The organism is Bacteroides sp. AR29 (assembly GCF_900217715.1).
GTDB classification, from domain to species: domain Bacteria; phylum Bacteroidota; class Bacteroidia; order Bacteroidales; family Bacteroidaceae; genus Bacteroides; species Bacteroides uniformis.
The window spans coordinates 23998-43685 of record NZ_OBMS01000009.1 but is presented as its reverse complement, the minus strand read 5'-3'; the positions used below and the strand labels follow the sequence as shown (position 1 = coordinate 43685).

General features: G+C 51.2%; 13 protein-coding genes. 11 read left to right on the top strand and 2 right to left on the bottom strand.

Annotated elements, in window-relative coordinates; translation table 11 throughout:
- The first annotated feature begins 27 nt into the window (after positions 1 to 27).
- Both CSD97_RS07705 and CSD97_RS07700 read left to right on the top strand, forming a co-directional pair.
- On the top strand, positions 28 to 1263 hold the full coding sequence (locus CSD97_RS07705) for a site-specific integrase (protein ID WP_004291422.1): 1236 nt from the start codon (positions 28 to 30) through the stop codon (positions 1261 to 1263).
- Between the two features lie 11 nt (positions 1264 to 1274).
- Positions 1275 to 1637, top strand: coding sequence for a hypothetical protein (locus CSD97_RS07700; RefSeq protein ID WP_004291423.1), 363 nt, complete (start codon positions 1275 to 1277; stop codon positions 1635 to 1637).
- Between the two features lie 77 nt (positions 1638 to 1714).
- Here the strand turns inward: CSD97_RS07700 and CSD97_RS07695 are convergent, their stop codons facing one another.
- Both CSD97_RS07695 and CSD97_RS07690 read right to left on the bottom strand, forming a co-directional pair.
- The gene (locus CSD97_RS07695) at positions 1715 to 2020 is read right to left on the bottom strand and encodes a helix-turn-helix domain-containing protein (protein ID WP_004291424.1); all 306 of its coding nucleotides are present in this window, start codon (positions 2018 to 2020) and stop codon (positions 1715 to 1717) included.
- 31 nt (positions 2021 to 2051) lie between these two features.
- On the bottom strand, positions 2052 to 2351 hold the full coding sequence (locus CSD97_RS07690; protein WP_004291426.1) for a helix-turn-helix domain-containing protein: 300 nt from the start codon (positions 2349 to 2351) through the stop codon (positions 2052 to 2054).
- 201 nt (positions 2352 to 2552) lie between these two features.
- Here CSD97_RS07690 and CSD97_RS07680 point away from each other — a divergent pair, with 201 nt between their 5' ends.
- From CSD97_RS07680 to CSD97_RS07640, 9 genes are all read left to right on the top strand, one after another.
- A complete protein-coding gene (locus CSD97_RS07680) occupies positions 2553 to 2915 on the top strand; it encodes a helix-turn-helix domain-containing protein (RefSeq protein ID WP_004304264.1) in 363 nt (120 codons plus the stop codon).
- Positions 2916 to 2918: 3 nt separating this feature from the next.
- Positions 2919 to 3269 carry a helix-turn-helix domain-containing protein gene (locus CSD97_RS07675; RefSeq protein ID WP_004291454.1) on the top strand — a complete coding sequence of 117 codons (351 nt, stop codon included), beginning with the start codon at positions 2919 to 2921 and terminating at the stop codon, positions 3267 to 3269.
- 20 nt (positions 3270 to 3289) lie between these two features.
- Complete coding sequence (locus tag CSD97_RS07670; protein ID WP_004291455.1) at positions 3290 to 4861, top strand: DUF3945 domain-containing protein; 1572 nt, start codon at positions 3290 to 3292, stop codon at positions 4859 to 4861.
- Between the two features lie 60 nt (positions 4862 to 4921).
- Positions 4922 to 7009, top strand: coding sequence for a type IA DNA topoisomerase (topB, locus tag CSD97_RS07665; RefSeq protein WP_004291456.1), 2088 nt, complete (start codon positions 4922 to 4924; stop codon positions 7007 to 7009).
- 27 nt (positions 7010 to 7036) lie between these two features.
- Entirely contained in the window at positions 7037 to 7624 is a 588-nt protein-coding gene (locus tag CSD97_RS07660) for a DUF1896 family protein (protein WP_004291461.1), read from the top strand.
- On the top strand, positions 7614 to 13430 hold the full coding sequence (locus tag CSD97_RS07655; RefSeq protein WP_004291462.1) for an N-6 DNA methylase: 5817 nt from the start codon (positions 7614 to 7616) through the stop codon (positions 13428 to 13430). Before CSD97_RS07660 ends, CSD97_RS07655 begins: the two co-directional genes overlap by 11 nt.
- A gap of 657 nt (positions 13431 to 14087) precedes the next feature.
- Positions 14088 to 16013, top strand: a complete 1926-nt coding sequence (tet(Q), locus tag CSD97_RS07650) for a tetracycline resistance ribosomal protection protein Tet(Q) (protein WP_004291466.1) — start codon at positions 14088 to 14090, stop codon at positions 16011 to 16013.
- A complete protein-coding gene (locus tag CSD97_RS07645) occupies positions 16013 to 18331 on the top strand; it encodes an ATP-binding protein (RefSeq protein WP_004291467.1) in 2319 nt (772 codons plus the stop codon). The genes tet(Q) and CSD97_RS07645 overlap by 1 nt, the downstream gene beginning before the upstream one ends.
- Positions 18324 to 19646, top strand: coding sequence for a sigma-54 dependent transcriptional regulator (locus tag CSD97_RS07640; RefSeq protein WP_004291471.1), 1323 nt, complete (start codon positions 18324 to 18326; stop codon positions 19644 to 19646). Before CSD97_RS07645 ends, CSD97_RS07640 begins: the two co-directional genes overlap by 8 nt.
- The last annotated feature ends 42 nt before the right edge of the window (positions 19647 to 19688 follow it).

The window sequence follows — 19688 nt, the reverse complement described above, 5'->3', positions numbered from 1 at the left end:
AATTTTGAAACCCAAAAATTAAGGACAATGAAGAGTACATTTTCAGTAATCTACTACCTCAAGCGTCAGGTAGTGAAAAAGGACGGGACAGTTCCCGTCATGGGACGCATCACGGTGGACGGCAGCCAGACACAGTTCAGCTGCAAACTGACTGTCGATCCGAAACTGTGGGACACCAAAGGTGGACGTGTCACGGGCAGAAGCACGGCGGCACTCGAAACGAACCGTATGCTTGACAAGATGCGGGTACGCATCAACAGGCATTATCAGGAAATCATGGAGCGTGACAACTTCGTCACGGCGGAGAAGGTGAAGAACGCCTTTCTCGGACTGGAACACCGCTACCACACGCTGATGCAGGTGTTCCGCCAGCACAACGAGGACTACGAGAAGCAGGTGGAGGCAGGCATGAAAGCCAAAGGCACGCTGCTGAAGTACCGCACCGTTTACAAGCACATGCAAGAGTTCCTCGACATCCGCTACCATGTGAAGGACATCGCCCTAAAAGAGCTTACCCCGGCTTTCATCTCCGACTTCGAGATGTTCCTGCGCACGGACAAGCACTGCTGCACCAATACCGTGTGGCTGTACGTCTGCCCGTTACGGACGATGGTATTCATCGCCATCAACAACGAGTGGCTGACGCGCGACCCGTTCCGCGAGTATGAAATCAAGAAGGAGGAAACAACACGCAGTTTCCTGACCAAAGATGAGATCCGCCTGCTGATGGAGGGGAAACTGAAAAACGCCAAACAGGAATTGTACCGCGACCTCTACCTGTTCTGCGCCTTCACGGGGCTGTCGTTCGCGGATATGCGCAACCTTACGGAAGAGAATATCCGCACCTACTTCGACGAACACGAGTGGATAAACATCAACCGCCAGAAAACGGGCGTGGTGTCCAACATCCGCCTGCTCGACATCGCCAACCGCATAATCGGCAAATACCGGGGACTGTGCGGGGACGGCAGGATATTTCCCGTTCCGCATTATAACACGTGCCTTGCCGGTATCCGTGCCGTCGCCAAGCGTTGCGGCATCACCAAGCATATCACGTGGCATCAGAGCCGCCACACGGCAGCCACGACGATATTCCTCTCCAACGGTGTTCCCATCGAAACGGTCAGCTCCATGCTCGGACACAAGAGCATAAAGACGACGCAGATTTACGCAAAGATAACCAAAGAGAAGCTCAATCAGGACATGGAGAACCTTGCCGCAAGATTGAACGGCGTCGAGGAATTTGCAGGTTGCACCATCTAAAAAGAAAAGCCATGAAACGTGACACAATCATCATCGAGGACAAGGCAGTCAGCGTAACCGGTAACGACGTGTGGATGACCGCCACCGAAATAGCCGGATTGTTCCATACGACCGTCCCGGCAGTGAACGCCGCCATCAGAGCCGTCCGCAAGTCGGACGTGCTGAACGACTACGAGGTGTGCCGCTACATGCAGCTTGAAAACGGGCTGCACGCGGACGTGTACGCCCTTGAAATCATCATCCCGGTCGCTTTCAGGGTGAATACCTACAACACCCACCTGTTCCGCACATGGCTGGTGGGAAAGGCACTCTCACAAGAGAAACGGCAGACATACGTGATGTTCATACAGAACGGAAAAGCCGGGTATTGCTGATTGCACATACCCCATAAGACAAGTAAACGGGTAGCACCACAAAAGGTGTCACCCGTTTACTTTTTCATGAAACCGCCTCACTCCAGCGGCTTGCGGTAGTTCGCTTCCAGTACCCCGCGCAGCCCCGTTTCCGGGTAAAGCACCTTCCCTCCCAAAAGTATGAAGGGCAACACGCGGTTGTTGCGGTATTCCTGCAAGGTGCGCCGGCTCACACGGAGCAGTTCCGACACCTCGCCGTCCGTCAGGTAACGTTCCCCGTCCAGCGGAGGACGGTAGCTTTCCAGAAATGCGGACAGCCATTTCGAGCCTTTGCGCATATCCTGCACCACAGAGGCTATCGGCTCGTCTTCCATCGTAAAAACATCGTTGTTCTCGTTCATCATAACTTCGGATTCAGTGGGTGAATAAATCAAATCATCTGCCGTGCGGATAGAGCGTGCCGACAAGCGGTATCAGCCGCTTCACCTCCTCTGGCTTGTAATAGAACCTGCGGTTTATCTGCGAGTAGCCGATAAGCCGCCTGTCACGCAGCGTCTGCAACGTGCGCGGGCTTATTCTCAACTGCCCGCAGACCTCCTCGCCCGTGAGCCATCTTTCCATGCGCCCCGTGTCGCTTTTGCGCCTCAGGGCGGCGACCTTCTCCGAGAGTGCGCCGAATGCCGCCACCATCATCTCGAAAGTCTTTTTCTCGATAGATACTATTTCCATATTCATGTCATTTAGAGTTTGCCGCAAAGGTAACGAAACGGCATACAAGACGTATCGTTTTCCGCTGAAAGGCTGCCTGTTGCGCCGTTTGACCGGGTTACGGAGCCATCTTCCGCAAAAATCTTACGTGAGTCACGTAGTGAGTTGTTAAAGCCCCTTTTGTTTATTGCCGAATTTTGTCGCAGAAACAAAAAGAAAGGACTGAACATGAAAGTGATAACAATGGAAAGTTCCGCCTACAAGGAGATGATGGCGCAGATTGCGAACATCGCAGGGTACATCCGCGAGGCAAGGGACGAGAAGAAACGGAAGCGGGAAACCGAAGACAAGCTGCTTGACACGGCACAGGCGGCGAAGATGCTCAACGTGAGCAAGCGCACCATGCAGCGTATGCGCACCGACCACCGTATCGAGTATGTGGTGGTACGCGGAAGCTGCCGCTACCGCCTTTCCGAGATACTGCGGCTATTGGAGGACAACACAGTAAGGAACGAGGAAGGGACAATAGACACCCTGTTCCACAACCACACGCTGCGCACGGGCGGCAAACCAAAAGGAAGGAGGACATAGGTCATGGAACTGCTCACACGAAACAACTTCGAGGGCTGGATGCAGAAGCTGATGGAACGGCTCGACCGTCAGGACGAACTGCTGCTGGCGATGAAGGCTGAGGGGAAACAGCCCACTATCACGGAAAGCATCCGCCTTTTCGACAATCAGGATTTGTGCATGTTGCTCCAGATAAGCAAACGCACCCTCCAACGCTACCGCAGCGTAGGCGCATTGCCCTACAAGACGCTGGGCAAGAAGACCTATTACAGCGAGGAGGACGTGCTGACATTCCTTTCCAACCATATCAAGGACTTCAAAAAGGAAGATATAGCCTTCTACAAGGCTCGTATCCATAATTTCTTTCATAAATAACCCATTAAAACATTTTTCAGATGGCAAAGAAAAAAGACGAAAAGGACGTGCTGGTAGTCCGTGACGAGAAGACAGGCGAGATCAGCGTGGTAGCCGGGCTGAACGCGGACGGCACACCCAAGCGCACCCCCGCAAAAGCGGAGAACGCGCAGAGTTTCCTGCAATTCGACCGACATGGCGACGTGCTGGACAACTTCTTCAAGAACTTCTTCCGGCAGTGCAAGGAACCCAGCCGCTTCGGTTTCTACCGCATTGCGGCAGACCAAGCTGAAAATCTCTTAGAGGTGATGAAGCAACTGCTGAAAGACCCCGAAGCGAACAAGGAGCTGCTCGCCCCTCACAAGGTGGACACCTCCGACTATGAGAAGAAGGTGCAGGAAGAGATGGCAGCACAACAGACAGAGAAACAAGAACCTCAAAAACAGGAGAACATGGAACAACGGAAAGAACAGCAACAGGACAAATCCGAACAGATGCAGGGCAAACGTGGCTACCAGCCCATCGACGAGAGTAAAATCAACTGGCAGGAGCTGGAGGACAGATGGGGCGTAAAGCGGGACAACCTTGAAAAGTCCGGCGACCTTACGAAGATGCTCAACTATGGCAAGTCCGACTTGGTAAAGGTCAAACCGACCTTCGGCGGCGAATCATTCGAGCTGGACGCCCGCCTCTCCTTCAAGAAGGACGGTGAGGGAAACATCAGCCTCGTGCCGCACTTCATCCGCAAGGAGCAGAAGCTGGATGAGTACAAGGAACACAAATTCTCCGACAATGACCGGAAGAACCTCCGCGAAACGGGCAATCTCGGTAGGGTCGTGGACATTGTGGACAGGGAAACGGGCGAGATCATCCCCTCCTACATCAGCATCGACCGCAAGACGAATGAAATCACGGACATTCCAGCAAGCAGGGTGCGCATCCCGGAGCGCATCGGCAAGACGGAAATCACCACGCAGGAGCGGGACATGCTCCGCGCCGGACTGCCCGTACGCGACAAGCTCATCGAGCGCAACGACGGCAGAAAGTTCGTCACCACCCTGCAAGTGAACGTGGAGCAGCGCGGCGTGGAGTTCGTGCCGGGAACCGGCAAGTCGCCCCGTACCGCACAGACACAGGAAACCAAAGGCGACACATCGAAAAGTCAGGCGCAGGGCGGGGAAAATGCCGCACAGACCAAGAAGGAGCAACGCCGCAACACGTGGACGAACGAGGACGGCAGCATCCGCCCCATCAGCAAATGGAGCGGCGTGAGCTTCACCGACCAGCAGAAAGCCGACTATGTGGCGGGTAAAGCCGTGAAGCTGGAGAACGTGACCGACAAGCAGGGCTTCCATGCCACGATGTATATCAAGTTCAACCCGGAGAAGGGACGCCCGTACCGCTACGACACGAACCCTGACAATGCACAGCAGGTTGCTCCGTCCAACGAGAGCCGCACGCAGGTGGCGGTGAACAACGATGGCAAGACCAACGAGGCTACAAAGAATCTGAGAGAGCCGTTGCAGAAAGGTCAGACCAACCCGAAGGACGCCCGCCAGCAACAGCAGCAGGAGAAGCCGCAGAAGAAAACGGGCAAGGGCATGAAAATGTAATCCCGTGTCCGCCACTGAATCCAAAATAAAATCCAAAGTATCAACAAAAAAGAAGAAGACATGAAGACAATCATTGCAGAAAAGCCCTCCGTGGCACGTGAAATCGCCCGCATCGTGGGCGCGACAAAGAGAGAGGAAGGATATTTCGAGGGAGGCGGTTATGCCGTGACATGGGCATTCGGACACCTCGTTCAGCTTGCCATGCCCGACGGCTACGGCGTGCGCGGATTTGTCCGTGACAACCTCCCGATTATTCCCGACACATTCACGCTCGTCCCCCGTCAGGTCAGGACGGAGAAAGGTTACAAGCCCGACAGCGGCGTGGTGTCGCAGATAAAAGTCATCAAAAGACTGTTCGACACAAGCGAACATATCATCGTGGCGACCGATGCCGGACGCGAGGGAGAGCTTATCTTCCGCTACCTCTACCACTATACGGGTTGCACCACTCCTTTCGTGCGCCTGTGGATCAGCTCTCTCACCGACAAAGCTATCCGCGAGGGACTGCGGAAACTCGAAGACGGCAGCAAATACGACAACCTCTACCTCGCCGCCAAAGCGCGGAGCGAATCCGACTGGCTCGTGGGCATCAACGGCACACAGGCGTTATCCATCGCCGCCGGACACGGCACGTATTCCGTGGGGCGGGTGCAGACACCAACGTTGGCTATGGTATGTGAACGCTACTGGGAGAACCGCCGCTTTACGTCCGAAGCATTCTGGCAGCTCCATATCGCAACGGACGGTTGCGACGGCGAAGTCGTGAAATTCTCATCCTCCGAGAAATGGAAAGAGAAAGAACCGGCGATGGAACTATATAATAAGGTAAAGGCGGCAGGTTGCGCCACTGTCACGAAAGCCGAGCGCAAGGAGAAGACGGAGGAAACTCCCTTGCTCTACGACCTGACCACGCTCCAGAAAGAAGCCAACGCCAAGCACGGCTTCACGGCGGAACAGACGCTTGAAATCGCGCAGAAACTCTACGAAAAGAAGTTGATAACCTATCCGAGAACGGGAAGCCGCTACATCCCCGAAGACGTGTTTGCCGAAATTCCCAAACTGCTCGCTTTCATCGGCACACAGCCCGAATGGAAAGACAAGGTGCGGGCAAAAGCCGCCCCGACACGCCGCAGCGTGGACGACGGCAAGGTGACAGACCACCATGCCCTGCTCGTCACGGGTGAGAAACCGCTCTTCCTCTCCAAAGAGGACAATACCATCTATCAGATGATTGCCGGGCGCATGGTCGAGGCATTCTCTGAGAAATGCGTCAAGGATGTGACCACTGTCACGGCGGAATGTGCCGGAGTGGAGTTTACCGTAAAAGGCAGCGTCGTGAAGCAAACCGGATGGCGTGCCGTCTATGGCGAGGAAAAAGAGGAAATTACCATCCCCGGCTGGCAGGAAGGCGACACGCTGACACCGAAAGGCTCGTCCATTACCGAAGGAAAGACCAAACCCAAGCCGCTGCATACCGAAGCCACCCTGCTCTCGGCAATGGAAACGGCGGGCAAGGAAATTGAGGACGACGCACTGCGGCAGGCGATGAAGGACTGTGGCATCGGTACTCCCGCCACACGCGCCTCCATCATCGAAACGCTTTTCAAGCGCGGTTACATGGAACGCTGCAAGAAGTCGCTTGTTCCCACCGAAAAAGGACTTGCCCTCAATTCCGTCGTCAAGACGATGCGCATCGCCGATGTTGCCATGACGGGCGAATGGGAAAAGGAGCTGGCGCGTATCGAGCGCGGGGAACTGTCCGACGACACCTTCCGCAAGGAGATAGAGGCGTACACACGTGAGATAACCTCCGAACTGATCTCGTGCGACAAGCTCTTCGGCAGCCGTGACTCCGGCTGCGCGTGTCCCAAGTGTGGCACGGGCAGGATGCGGTTCTACGGCAAGGTGGTACGCTGCGACAACACGGAGTGCGGACTGCCCGTGTTCCGGCTGAAAGCGGGACGCACCCTGTCCGACGATGAAATCAAAGACCTGCTCACCGAAGGGCATACCAAGCTGCTCAAAGGGTTCAAGAGCAAACAGGGCAAGAGTTTCGATGCTGTTGTCGCCTTTGACGGGGAATATAACACGACTTTTGTGTTCCCGGAGGCTAAAAAGGACAAGAAATTTTCAGGACGGAAGAAATAGTATTAACTTTGCCACTTGTTCAGAGTAATGAATTGTTCTTCGATACCGGATTACACTCATACTTTGGATTTAGTGGTGGCACTCGGAGGGATACCGAGTGCCTTTTTCTTCCTTTTTCCAACCGATTATCCCGTTAATTATCAATCCGCTAAATCCAAAGTAATGAACAACAAGAAGAAAAACGAGGGTCAGACCGACTTTTCCTATTACGGTCTGTACCTGCTGGACTATCTCCGCACGAACAAGTTTGAACAGGCTGACGACACCGCTTTCATACGGGAACGGGCCGACCGTGCCGCCGAAACGTATGAGAGGGCACGGCTTGAAGGCTATCCCGCCGATGGTGCGCAGGAACTGGCGATGGACACGCTGCTGCGCGGGCTGCATTATTCCCGTTACGCCATCCTCCGCGAAGTCGTGGAAAACGAGTTTGCCGATGAAGTGCCGGAAGAGAAGCGTGAAGCCTTTGTCCTGAAACTGCTGCCGCTTGTCGGCAACGTGTTCTCCGTCTATGACCTCTCGGATGACAATTTCGCCCTGTCTTCCGATTACGACCTGCTCTACACGGAGCTGACGGGAGCAACCGTCCTTTACTTAGACGAATATGGCGTTTAACCGCAAACAGAAACTGCGGGACAACATCGAGGCGATACGGACGGCATTCATCCTTGACAGGGAAAATAGGACAGCGACAACCGAAGAGCGTGCCATACTTCAAAGGTACTGCGGTTTCGGCGGTCTGAAATGTATCCTCAACCCTGCAAAGGAACTGACGGATGCCGTCCGGTGGGCGAAATCCGACCTCGAACTGTTCGCCCCGACGGTGGAGCTGCACAGGCTTATCCGTGAGAACAGCAAGGACGAAACAGAGTACAAGCGGTTTGTGGATTCGCTGAAAGCGTCCGTGCTGACCGCTTTCTACACCCCCAAAGAGATAACCGACACCATCGCGGACGTGCTGGCAGATTACAGCGTCCGCCCCGCCCGTATGCTCGAACCGTCGGCAGGTGTCGGCGTGTTCGTGGATTCCATGCTGCGGCACAGCCCCAATGCGGATGTGATGGCTTTCGAGAAGGATCTGCTCACGGGTACAATCTTGAGGCATCTCTATCCCGACCAGAAAATGCGCACCTGCGGTTTTGAGAAAATCGAAAGACCGTTCAACAATTATTTCGACTTGGCGGTGTCCAACATTCCGTTCGGTGACATTGCCGTGTTCGACGCGGAGTTTCAGCGGAGCGACTCTTTCGGCAGACGCTCCGCCCAGAAAACCATCCACAACTATTTCTTTCTCAAAGGACTGGATGCCGTGCGTGACGGCGGTATCGTGGCGTTCATCACCTCGCAAGGGGTATTGAATAGCACCAAGACCTCCGTGCGTAACGAGCTGTTCAGTCAGGCCAATCTGGTATCCGCGATACGCCTGCCCAACAACCTGTTCACGGACAACGCGGGCACGGAGGTGGGCAGTGACCTGATTGTCCTGCAAAAGAACCTCAGCAAGAAGGAAATGTCGCAGGACGAGCGGCTGATGACCGTGATACAGACGGACACGAAAACCGCCCTGACCGACAACGCCTATTTCATCCACCACCCGGAACGCATCGTGCATACGATGGCGAAACTTGACACAGACCCCTACGGGAAGCCCGCTATGGTTTATCTGCACGAGGGCAAGGCAGCAGGCATCGCCGGGGATTTGCGCCGTATGCTCGACGAGGATTTCCATTACAGGCTTGCCATGCGCTTGTATTCGGGTTCAATCCGGCAGGCAGGAACGGAAGAAAAAGTTGCCGTTCAAAATAAAGTAGAGCGTCCTGCCATAAAATTGGAAACAGTATCCTCGGCGCAGACGGTGGAAACTCCGACAGAAAAGCCGCAACCCGCAGATGAAAAGCCGGAGATAGAACCGCGCCCGCAATATTCCGCAGGCGTGCAGCTCACCCTGCTTGACCTCTGGGGGATGACGGAAGAGGTCAGCCAACCGAAAACCTCCAAAAAGAAAAAGACGGTGAAAAAGGCAGTTACGGCAAAGTCCACTCCGCCCAAACCGAAAGTCACGGTTACACCGACAGCTCCAACTGCAAAACCCGCAATGGAGAATAAGGAGGTGAAAGCGGAGAACACCGCCAAGCCTGCCGACCCGGACGACATCTATGCCACACTGGACTGGGATACCAATCCTCCCATCAACGGTTTCTATGAAATGATGATGGGTTTGACGCCGGAGCGTAGGAAAGAACTTCGGGAACTGGCAAGGCAGCATAACGAGAAACAAGTGGCGGAAAAGACGGAAGTGAAAGCCGTGCCGGAAACTTCCCGTGAGCAGCCACGACAGGAGGAAACACAGCCGGAGGCAGTCGCCGCACCTGCCGTTACAGATACCCCATCGGAAGCGGTGGGGACTTTCCTTTTCCCCGACATCGAAGCGGAAAAGCCGAAGGAGGAAGTCGTGGACCTTTCTCCGCGTGCCTACCACCGCACGCCGGAGATGCACCTGCGCGAAGGGTCGCTGGTGGCTGACCGGGGGCGTCATAACATCGGCTACCTGAAAGACATCACGCCATACGGGGCGACATTCCAGCCGCTCGACCTGAAAGGATACCAGAAGGAAAAGGCGTTGTTGTATGTGTCGCTGCGTGACGCCTACGAGCGTCTGTACCGTTATGAATCGCTCCGGCGCGAGGCAAATGTTCCGTGGCGAGAGCATCTGAATACCTGTTACGATGAGTTTGTCATGCGCTACGGCAACCTCAACGCCAAGCAGAACGTGAAGTTAGTGATGATGGATGCGGGCGGGCGCGACATCCTTTCGCTGGAACGGATGGAAAACGGAAAGTTCGTCAAGGCGGACATCTTCGAGCATCCTGTTTCCTTCGCGGTGGAGAGCCATGCCAACGTAGGCTCTCCCGAAGAAGCCCTGTCTGCGTCGCTCAACAAATATGGTACGGTCAATCTCGACTATATGCGGGAGATAACCGACAGCACGGCGGAGGATTTGCTCACTGCCCTGCAAGGGCGCATCTACTACAATCCGCTCGTGACCGGTTACGAAATCAAAGACCGTTTCATCGCCGGAAATGTCATAGAGAAAGCGGAACGCATAGAGGCATGGATGGGTGACAATCCCGAAAATGAGCGTATGCCGGAGGTGAAGCAGGCGTTGGAGGCTCTGAAAGATGCCGAGCCGCAGCGCATCGCCTTCGAGGATCTGGACTTCAATTTCGGGGAACGCTGGATTCCGACGGGTGTCTATGCCGCCTACATGAGCCGGCTGTTCGACACGGAGGTGAAAATCGCCTATTCCGCAAGCATGGACGAGTTTTCGGTGGTGTGCGGCTACCGCACCATGAAAATCACGGACGAGTTTCTGGTGAAGGGGTATTACCGGAACTATGACGGTATGCACCTCCTAAAACACGCCCTGCACAACACCTGCCCTGACATGATGAAGTCCATCGGCAAGGACGAGCATGGCAACGACATCAAGATGCGCGACAGCGAGGGAATACAACTCGCCAACGCCAAGATTGACGAGATACGAAACGGCTTCTCCGAATGGCTCGAAGAGCAGTCGCCGCAGTTCAAGGAGCGGCTTGTGACGATGTATAACCGCAAGTTCAACTGTTTCGTGCGCCCGCGCTACGACGGCTCCCATCAGACCTTTCCCGACCTCAACCTGAAAGGGCTGGCAAGCCGGGGTATCAAGAGCGTCTATCCCTCACAGATGGATTGCGTCTGGATGTTGAAACAGAACGGCGGCGGAATTTGCGACCACGAGGTGGGAACCGGTAAGACGCTGATAATGTGCATCGCCGCGCATGAGATGAAGCGTCTGAATTTGGCACACAAGCCGATGATTATCGGGCTGAAAGCCAACGTTGCGGAGATTGCAGCCACCTATCAGGCGGCATATCCCAACGCACGTATTCTGTACGCTTCGGAGAAGGACTTTTCGACCGCCAACCGTGTGCGCTTCTTCAATAATATAAAGAACAACGACTACGATTGCGTCATCATGTCGCACGACCAGTTCGGCAAGATACCGCAGTCGCCGGAATTGCAGCAGCGCATCCTGCAAGCAGAGCTTGACACGGTGGAGGAAAACCTCGAAGTGCTACGGCAGCAGGGAAAGAACGTGTCGCGGGCGATGCTGAAAGGATTGGAGAAGCGCAAGCACAACCTTGAAGCGAAGCTGGAGAAGGTGGAACACGCCATAAAGTCACGCACGGACGACGTGGTGGATTTCAAGCAGATGGGCATCGACCACATCTTCATAGATGAGAGCCACCAGTTCAAGAATCTGACTTTCAACACGCGCCACGACCGTGTGGCGGGATTGGGAAACAGCGAGGGAAGCCAGAAGGCACTTAACATGCTCTTTGCCATACGCACCATACAGGAGCGCACAGGAAAAGACTTGGGTGCGACCTTCCTCTCCGGCACGACTATCAGCAACTCACTGACTGAATTGTACCTGCTGTTCAAGTACCTGCGCCCGAAGGAGCTGGAACGGCAGGACATAAGGTGTTTCGACGCTTGGGCGGCGATATTTGCCAAGAAGACGACGGATTTTGAATTTAACGTGACGAACAATGTGGTCCAGAAGGAGCGTTTCCGCTACTTCATCAAAGTGCCGGAGCTTGCCGCCTTCTATAATGAAATCACGGACTACCGCACGGCGGAGGATGTGGGCGTTGACCGTCCTGCCAAGAACGAGATACTGCACCATATACCGCCCACGCCGGAACAGGAGGACTTCATACAGAAACTGATGCAGTTCGCCAAGACGGGCGATGCCACCTTGTTGGGCAGGCTGCCGCTTTCGGAAACGGAAGAAAAGGCGAAGATGCTCATCGCCACGGACTATGCCCGGAAAATGGCACTCGACATGCGCATGATAGACCCGAATTACGAAGATCATCCCGACAACAAAGCGAGTCACTGTGCCAAGATGATCGCGGAGTATTATCAAAAATACGACGCCCAGAAAGGCACGCAGTTCGTTTTCTCTGATTTGGGGACATACCAGCCGGGCGACGGGTGGAACGTCTATTCGGAAATCAAGCGCAAACTGACGGAGGACTACGGTATACCGCCAAGCGAGGTGCGCTTCATTCAGGAGTGCAAGACCGACAAGGCGCGGAAGGCGGTGATAGACGCCATGAACGCCGGGACGGTGCGTGTGCTGTTCGGCTCTACCTCTATGCTCGGAACGGGTGTGAACGCCCAGAAACGGTGTGTGGCTATCCATCATCTCGATACGCCGTGGCGACCGTCCGACTTGCAACAGCGTGACGGACGCGGAGTTAGGGCAGGTAATGAGATTGCCAAACATTTCGCCGGGAACAACGTGGATGTAATCATCTACGCGGTGGAGAAGTCACTGGACAGCTACAAGTTCAACCTCCTGCACTGCAAGCAGACTTTCATAAGCCAGCTCAAAAGCGGTGCGATGGGTGCGCGTACCATCGACGAGGGGGCAATGGACGAAAAATCGGGCATGAATTTCTCGGAATACATGGCGTTGCTCTCCGGCAATACCGACCTGTTGGACAAGGCGAAACTGGAAAAGCGGATCGCATCGCTCGAAGGGGAACGCAAGTCGTTCAACAAGGGCAAGCGTGATTCGGAGTTCAAGCTGGAGTCAAAGACCGGCGAGTTGCGCAACAACACGGCTTTCATAGATGCCATGACGGAGGACTGGAACCGCTTCCTGTCGGTGGTGCAGACCGACAAGGAGGGCAACCGCCTTAATATAATAAAGGTGGACGGAGTGGATTCCGCCGATGAGAAGGTCATCGGAAAGCGTTTGCAGGAGATAGCCAAGAATGCCACGACCGGAGGGTTGTACACGCAGGTCGGTGAACTTTACGGTTTTCCGATAAAGGTGGTGAGCGAAAGGATACTCAAAGAGGGATTGGAGTTCACCGACAACCGCTTCGTGGTCGAGGGGAACTACAAGTACACCTACAACAACGGGCATCTGGCGATGGCTGACCCGTTGGCCGCCGCCCGCAACTTCCTCAACGCGATGGAGAGGATACCCTCCATCATCGACCAGTACAAGGCGAAGAACGAGGTGCTGGAGATGGAGATACCGCAGTTACAGGAGATAGCGGGTAAGGTGTGGAAGAAGGAGGACGAGCTGAAGCAGTTGAAGTCCGAACTTGCCGCCCTTGACCGAAAAATTCAGCTGGAGCTTGCGCCACCCACGCCCGAAGTCGCAGAAAAGGAGAATGAAGGGCAACAGCTCAAGCCGGAAGCGGAAGATGTGAGGAACAGGCAGGCGCAATATCCCGAAAATGCACCGCCGCAGATACGCAGTCCGGCGGATAGTATCGTTGCCAACCATGTCATAATCGGGCGTCCGGGACTGTATGCCAAGGAGGAAACCCGGTCCAAAGGATTGAAAATATAACCTAAGGAATTTTATCTGAAGTATTAATAAGGGCTATCCCAAAAGGTCTAAAAGTAAATTTTATCCTTTCTGCAAGTATCTATAGGATGGCAACTGCATTTTTTTCTTTTTGGGCAGCCCTTATTAAAATTTATTCTTATTTTAGGTTATATACATTCATGTCCATTTATGTAAAAAATTCCTGCTGACCTTGTTTATGTCTTGTCAGTCACCATTTGCAAAACCATATTTGACCCTCAAAGAGGCTGAATTTGATAAGTAACTTGCTACATACTCATAATAAGGAGCTAAATAGAACACGAATGGGAAATACACAAATGCTAAACTAAAGAAGATATTGGCCAAAATAAACGCTATACCGAGAGAGAAACTTGATTTTTCAACTTCCTAAAACGGTGTTGTTCAAACATTTCTACTTATTTGTACTTGCCAGTTGAACCTACGCTTCCCTAATAAAATGTCTATGGTAAAAAGTTAAAAAATCCTCCCACTTTTGTTAGATATATTTTTTTGTGTAATTTTGTAATCGTTATGCGGCAGTAATAATATACATATTAATACGAGTTAGTAATCCTGTAGTTCTCATATGCTACGAGGAGGTATTAAAAGGTGCGTTTCGACAATGCATCTACTGTAGTATATTATTGCTTAATCCAAATGAATATTATAAATTTAGGAATTCTTGCTCACATTGATGCAGGAAAAACTTCCGTAACCGAGAATCTGCTGTTTGCCAGTGGAGCAACGGAAAAGTGCGGCCGTGTGGATAATGGTGACACCATAACGGACTCTATGGATATAGAGAAACGTAGAGGAATTACTGTCCGGGCTTCTACGACATCTATTATCTGGAATGGAGTGAAATGCAATATCATTGACACTCCGGGACACATGGATTTTATTGCGGAAGTGGAGCGGACATTCAAAATGCTTGATGGAGCAGTCCTCATCTTATCCGCAAAGGAAGGCATACAAGCGCAGACAAAGTTGCTGTTCAGTACTTTACAAAAGCTGCAAATCCCGACAATTATATTTATCAATAAGATTGACCGTGCCGGTGTGAATTTGGAGCGTTTGTATATGGATATAAAAACAAATCTGTCGCAAGATGTCCTGTTTATGCAAACTGTTGTCGATGGATCGGTTTATCCGGTTTGCTCCCAAACATATATAAAGGAAGAATACAAAGAATTTGTATGCAACCATGACGACGATATATTAGAACGATATTTGGCGGATAGCGAAATTTCACCGGCTGATTATTGGAATACGATAATCGCTCTTGTGGCAAAAGCCAAAGTCTATCCGGTGCTACATGGATCAGCAATGTTCAATATCGGTATCAATGAGTTGTTGGACGCCATTTCTTCTTTTATACTTCCTCCGGCATCAGTCTCAAACAGACTTTCAGCTTATCTCTATAAGATAGAGCATGACCCCAAAGGGCATAAAAGAAGTTTTCTTAAAATAATTGACGGAAGTCTGAGACTTCGAGACGTTGTAAGAATCAACGATTCGGAAAAATTCATCAAGATTAAAAATCTAAAGACTATTTATCAGGGCAGAGAGATAAATGTTGATGAAGTGGGTGCCAATGATATCGCGATTGTAGAAGATATAGAAGATTTTCGAATCGGAGATTATTTAGGTGCTAAACCTTGTTTGATTCAAGGATTATCTCATCAGCATCCCGCTCTCAAATCCTCCGTCCGGCCAAATAAGCCCGAAGAGAGAAGCAAGGTGATATCCGCTCTGAATACATTGTGGATTGAAGACCCGTCTTTGTCCTTTTCCATAAACTCATATAGTGATGAATTGGAAATCTCGTTATATGGTTTGACCCAAAAGGAAATCATACAGACATTGCTGGAAGAACGATTTTCCGTAAAGGTCCATTTTGATGAGATCAAGACTATCTACAAAGAACGACCTATAAAAAAGGTCAATAAGATTATTCAGATCGAAGTACCACCCAACCCTTACTGGGCCACAATAGGGCTGACTCTTGAACCCTTACCGTTAGGGGCAGGGTTGCAAATCGAAAGTGACATCTCCTATGGTTATCTGAACCATTCTTTTCAAAATGCCGTTTTTGAAGGGATTCGTATGTCTTGCCAATCTGGTTTACATGGATGGGAAGTGACAGATCTGAAAGTAACTTTTACTCAAGCCGAGTATTATAGCCCGGTAAGTACACCTGCTGATTTCAGACAGCTGACCCCTTATGTCTTCAGGCTGGCTTTGCAACAGTCAGGTGTGGACATTCTCGAACCGATGCTCTGTTTTGAGTTGCAGATACCCCAAGTAGCGAGTTCCAAAGCTATTACAGATTTGCAAAAACTGATGTCTGAGATTGAAGACATCAGTTGTAATAATGAGTGGTGTCATATTAAAGGGAAAGTTCCATTAAATACAAGTAAAGACTATGCCTCAGAAGTAAGTTCGTACACTAAGGGCTTAGGCATTTTTATGGTTAAGCCATGTGGGTATCAAATAACAAAAGACGGTTATTCTGATAATATCCGCATGAACGAAAAAGATAAACTTTTATTCATGTTCCAAAAATCAATGTCATTAAAATAATGGAGCGGTCAGGAAATTTCTATAAGGCAATACGGTTGGGATATATACTTATCTCCATTCTTATCGGATGTATGGCATATAATAGCCTCTATGAATGGCAGGAGATAGAAGCATTAGAACTTGGCAATAAAAAAATAGACGAGCTCCGAAAAGAAATAAACAATATCAATATTCAAATGATAAAATTTTCTCTATTGGGTGAAACAATACTGGAATGGAACGATAAAGATATCGAGCATTACCATGCACGGCGTATGGCAATGGACAGTATGCTCTGCCGTTTCAAGGCCACCTATCCAGCAGAGCGCATCGATAGTGTGCGCAGTCTTTTAGAGGATAAGGAACGACAGATGTTCCAGATAGTCCGGTTAATGGATGAACAACAATCTATTAACAAGAAGATAGCCAATCAAATTCCGGTTATTGTACAGAAAAGTGTGCAGGAACAGTCCAAAAAGCCAAAACGAAAAGGTTTCTTAGGCATATTCGGCAAAAAAAAGGAAGTAACTCCAGCAGTATCAACCACTATCCTTCATTCGGTCAATAGAAACGTAATCAGCGAACAGAAAGTGCAGGATCGCCAATTGTCGGAACAAGCCGACAGCCTTGCAGCTCGTAATGCAGAACTTAACAGACAACTGCAAGAATTGATTTGCCAAATAGAAGAAAAGGTACAAACCGAACTGCAAAGCCGGGAAAACGAAATAGTTGCCATGCGTGAAAAGTCATTTATGCAAGTAGGCGGTTTAATGGGATTCGTTCTTCTATTGTTGTTAATTTCCTACATCATCATACATCGTGATGCAAAAAGCATTAAACAATACAAGCACAAGACAACTGATTTGATAAGGCAACTGGAACAATCCGTACAACGGAACGAGGCACTGATAACGTCAAGGAAGAAGGCGGTACATACTATCACCCATGAACTGCGCACACCGCTGACAGCAATAACAGGCTATGCCGGACTGATACGGAAAGAACAGTGTGAGGATAAGTCCGGGCAGTATATCCAAAACATACTGCAATCCTCCGACCGTATGCGGGATATGCTTAACACTTTGCTTGACTTCTTCCGCCTGGACAACGGCAAGGAACAGCCCCGTCTGTCACCCTGCCGGATTTCAGCAATCACGCACACACTTGAAACGGAGTTCATGCCTGTTGCCGTGAACAAAGGGCTGTCCTTGTCCGTGAAGACTGGACACGATGCCATTGTATTGACCGACAAAGAGCGAATAATACAAATCGGGAATAACCTGCTGTCAAACGCTGTCAAGTTCACAGAAGAAGGCGGTGTTTCTTTGATTACTGAATATGATAATGGAGTTCTGACACTGGTCGTTGAAGATACAGGTACAGGCATGACAGAAGAGGAACAGAAACAAGCGTTCGGTGCGTTTGAACGTCTATCAAATGCCGCCGCAAAGGAGGGTTTCGGGCTTGGGCTTGCCATAATGCGTAATATTGTGTCGATGCTTGGCGGAACAATCCGTTTAGACAGCAAGAAAGGGAAAGGCAGTCGTTTCACAGTTGAAATTTCTATGCAGGAAGCTGAAGAACAGCTTGGATATACAAGCAATACACCTGTTTATCATAACAATAAATTCCATGATGTTGTCGCCATTGACAATGATGAGGTATTACTTCTGATGCTGAAAGAGATGTATTCCCAAGAAGGAATACACTGCGACACTTGCACCGATGCTGCGGCACTGATGGAAATGATACGCCAGAAAGAATACAGCCTGTTGCTGACAGACTTGAATATGCCCGATATAAACGGTTTCGAATTGCTGGAACTGTTGCGTTCGTCCAACGTGGGCAATTCACCAACAATCCCGGTGGTTGTGGCAACCGCTTCGGGCAGTTGTAACAAAGGGGAACTATTGGCAAAAGGCTTTGCCGGATGCCTGTTCAAACCGTTCTCCATATCGGAACTGATGGAGGTTTCCGACAGGTGTGCCATAAAAGCGACACCGGACGGGAAACCGGACTTTTCCGCCTTATTGTCCTATGGCAATGAAGCCGTCATGCTGGAAAAGTTGATAACTGAAACAGAAAAGGAAATGCAGGCGGTACGGGATGCAGCAAAAGAAAAAGACCTGCAAAAGCTGGATTCCCTGATCCACCACCTGCGCAGTTCGTGGGAGGTGCTCCGTGCCGACCAACCGCTGAATGTACTTTACGGATTGCTTCGTGGCGATGCTCTCCCGGATGGTGAAGCGTTAAGCCATGCCGTGACTGCCGTGCTGGATAAGGGAGTGGAAATAATACGGTTGGCAGAAGAGGAAAGGAGAAAATACGAAGATGAATAAGACAAAAATAATTGTGGTGGAAGACAACATCGTGTATTGCGAATATGTCTGCAATATGCTGTCACGGGAGGGCTACCGCAATATGAAGGCTTACCACCTCTCAACCGCGAAGAAACATCTGCAACAGGCAACAGATAATGATATCGTGGTTGCCGACCTGCGTCTGCCTGACGGCAGTGGCATAGACCTTTTGTGCTGGATGCGAAAGGAGGGAAAGATGCAGCCCTTCATCATTATGACCGACTACGCCGAAGTTAATACCGCCGTGGAAAGCATGAAACTCGGCTCGATAGACTATATTCCCAAACAGCTTGTGGAGGATAAACTTGTCCCCCTGATCCGTTCCATACTGAAAGAACGTCAGGCAGGACAACGCCGTATGCCTATATTCGCCCGTGAAGGTTCCGCCTTTCAGAAAATCATGCACCGCATAAGGCTGGTAGCCGCCACCGATATGAGCGTGATGATATTTGGTGAGAACGGCACGGGCAAGGAGCATATTGCCCACCTGTTGCATGACAAGAGCAAACGTGCAGGCAAGCCATTTGTGGCGGTGGACTGCGGTTCACTCTCCAAAGAGCTTGCACCGTCGGCTTTCTTCGGACACGTCAAAGGTGCATTTACAGGTGCGGACAATGCCAAGAAAGGATATTTCCATGAGGCGGAAGGCGGCACGTTGTTTCTGGACGAGGTAGGAAACCTCGCGTTGGAAACCCAACAGATGTTGCTCCGTGCCATACAGGAGAGGCGGTATCGCCCGGTCGGAGACAAGGCAGACCGGAATTTCAATGTCCGCATCATCGCTGCTACCAATGAAGATTTGGAGGTATCGGTGAATGAAAAGCGTTTTCGGCAGGATCTTCTGTACCGCCTGCACGACTTCGGGATAACCGTTCCTCCGTTGCGTGACTGTCAAGAAGACATTATGCCGCTGGCAGAGTTCTTCCGTGATATGGCAAACAGAGAGCTGGAGTGTAGCGTGAGCGGGTTCAGTTCCGAAGCACGTAAAGCGTTGCTGACACACGCATGGCCGGGCAACGTGCGGGAACTTCGGCAGAAAGTTATGGGTGCTGTATTGCAGGCGCAGGAAGGTGTTGTCATGAAAGAGCATCTGGAACTTGCCGTGACGAAACCGACCTCTACTGTCAGCTTCGCCTTGCGCAATGACGCGGAGGATAAGGAGCGGATATTGCGTGCGTTGAAACAGGCAAACGGCAACCGGAGTGTCGCCGCAGAACTGCTCGGCATAGGCAGGACAACACTATACAGCAAACTTGAAGAGTATGGACTTAAATATAAATTCAAGCAATCATAGCCCGTAATTCACTGAATTTGGCTATCTTTGCATAACATTTGA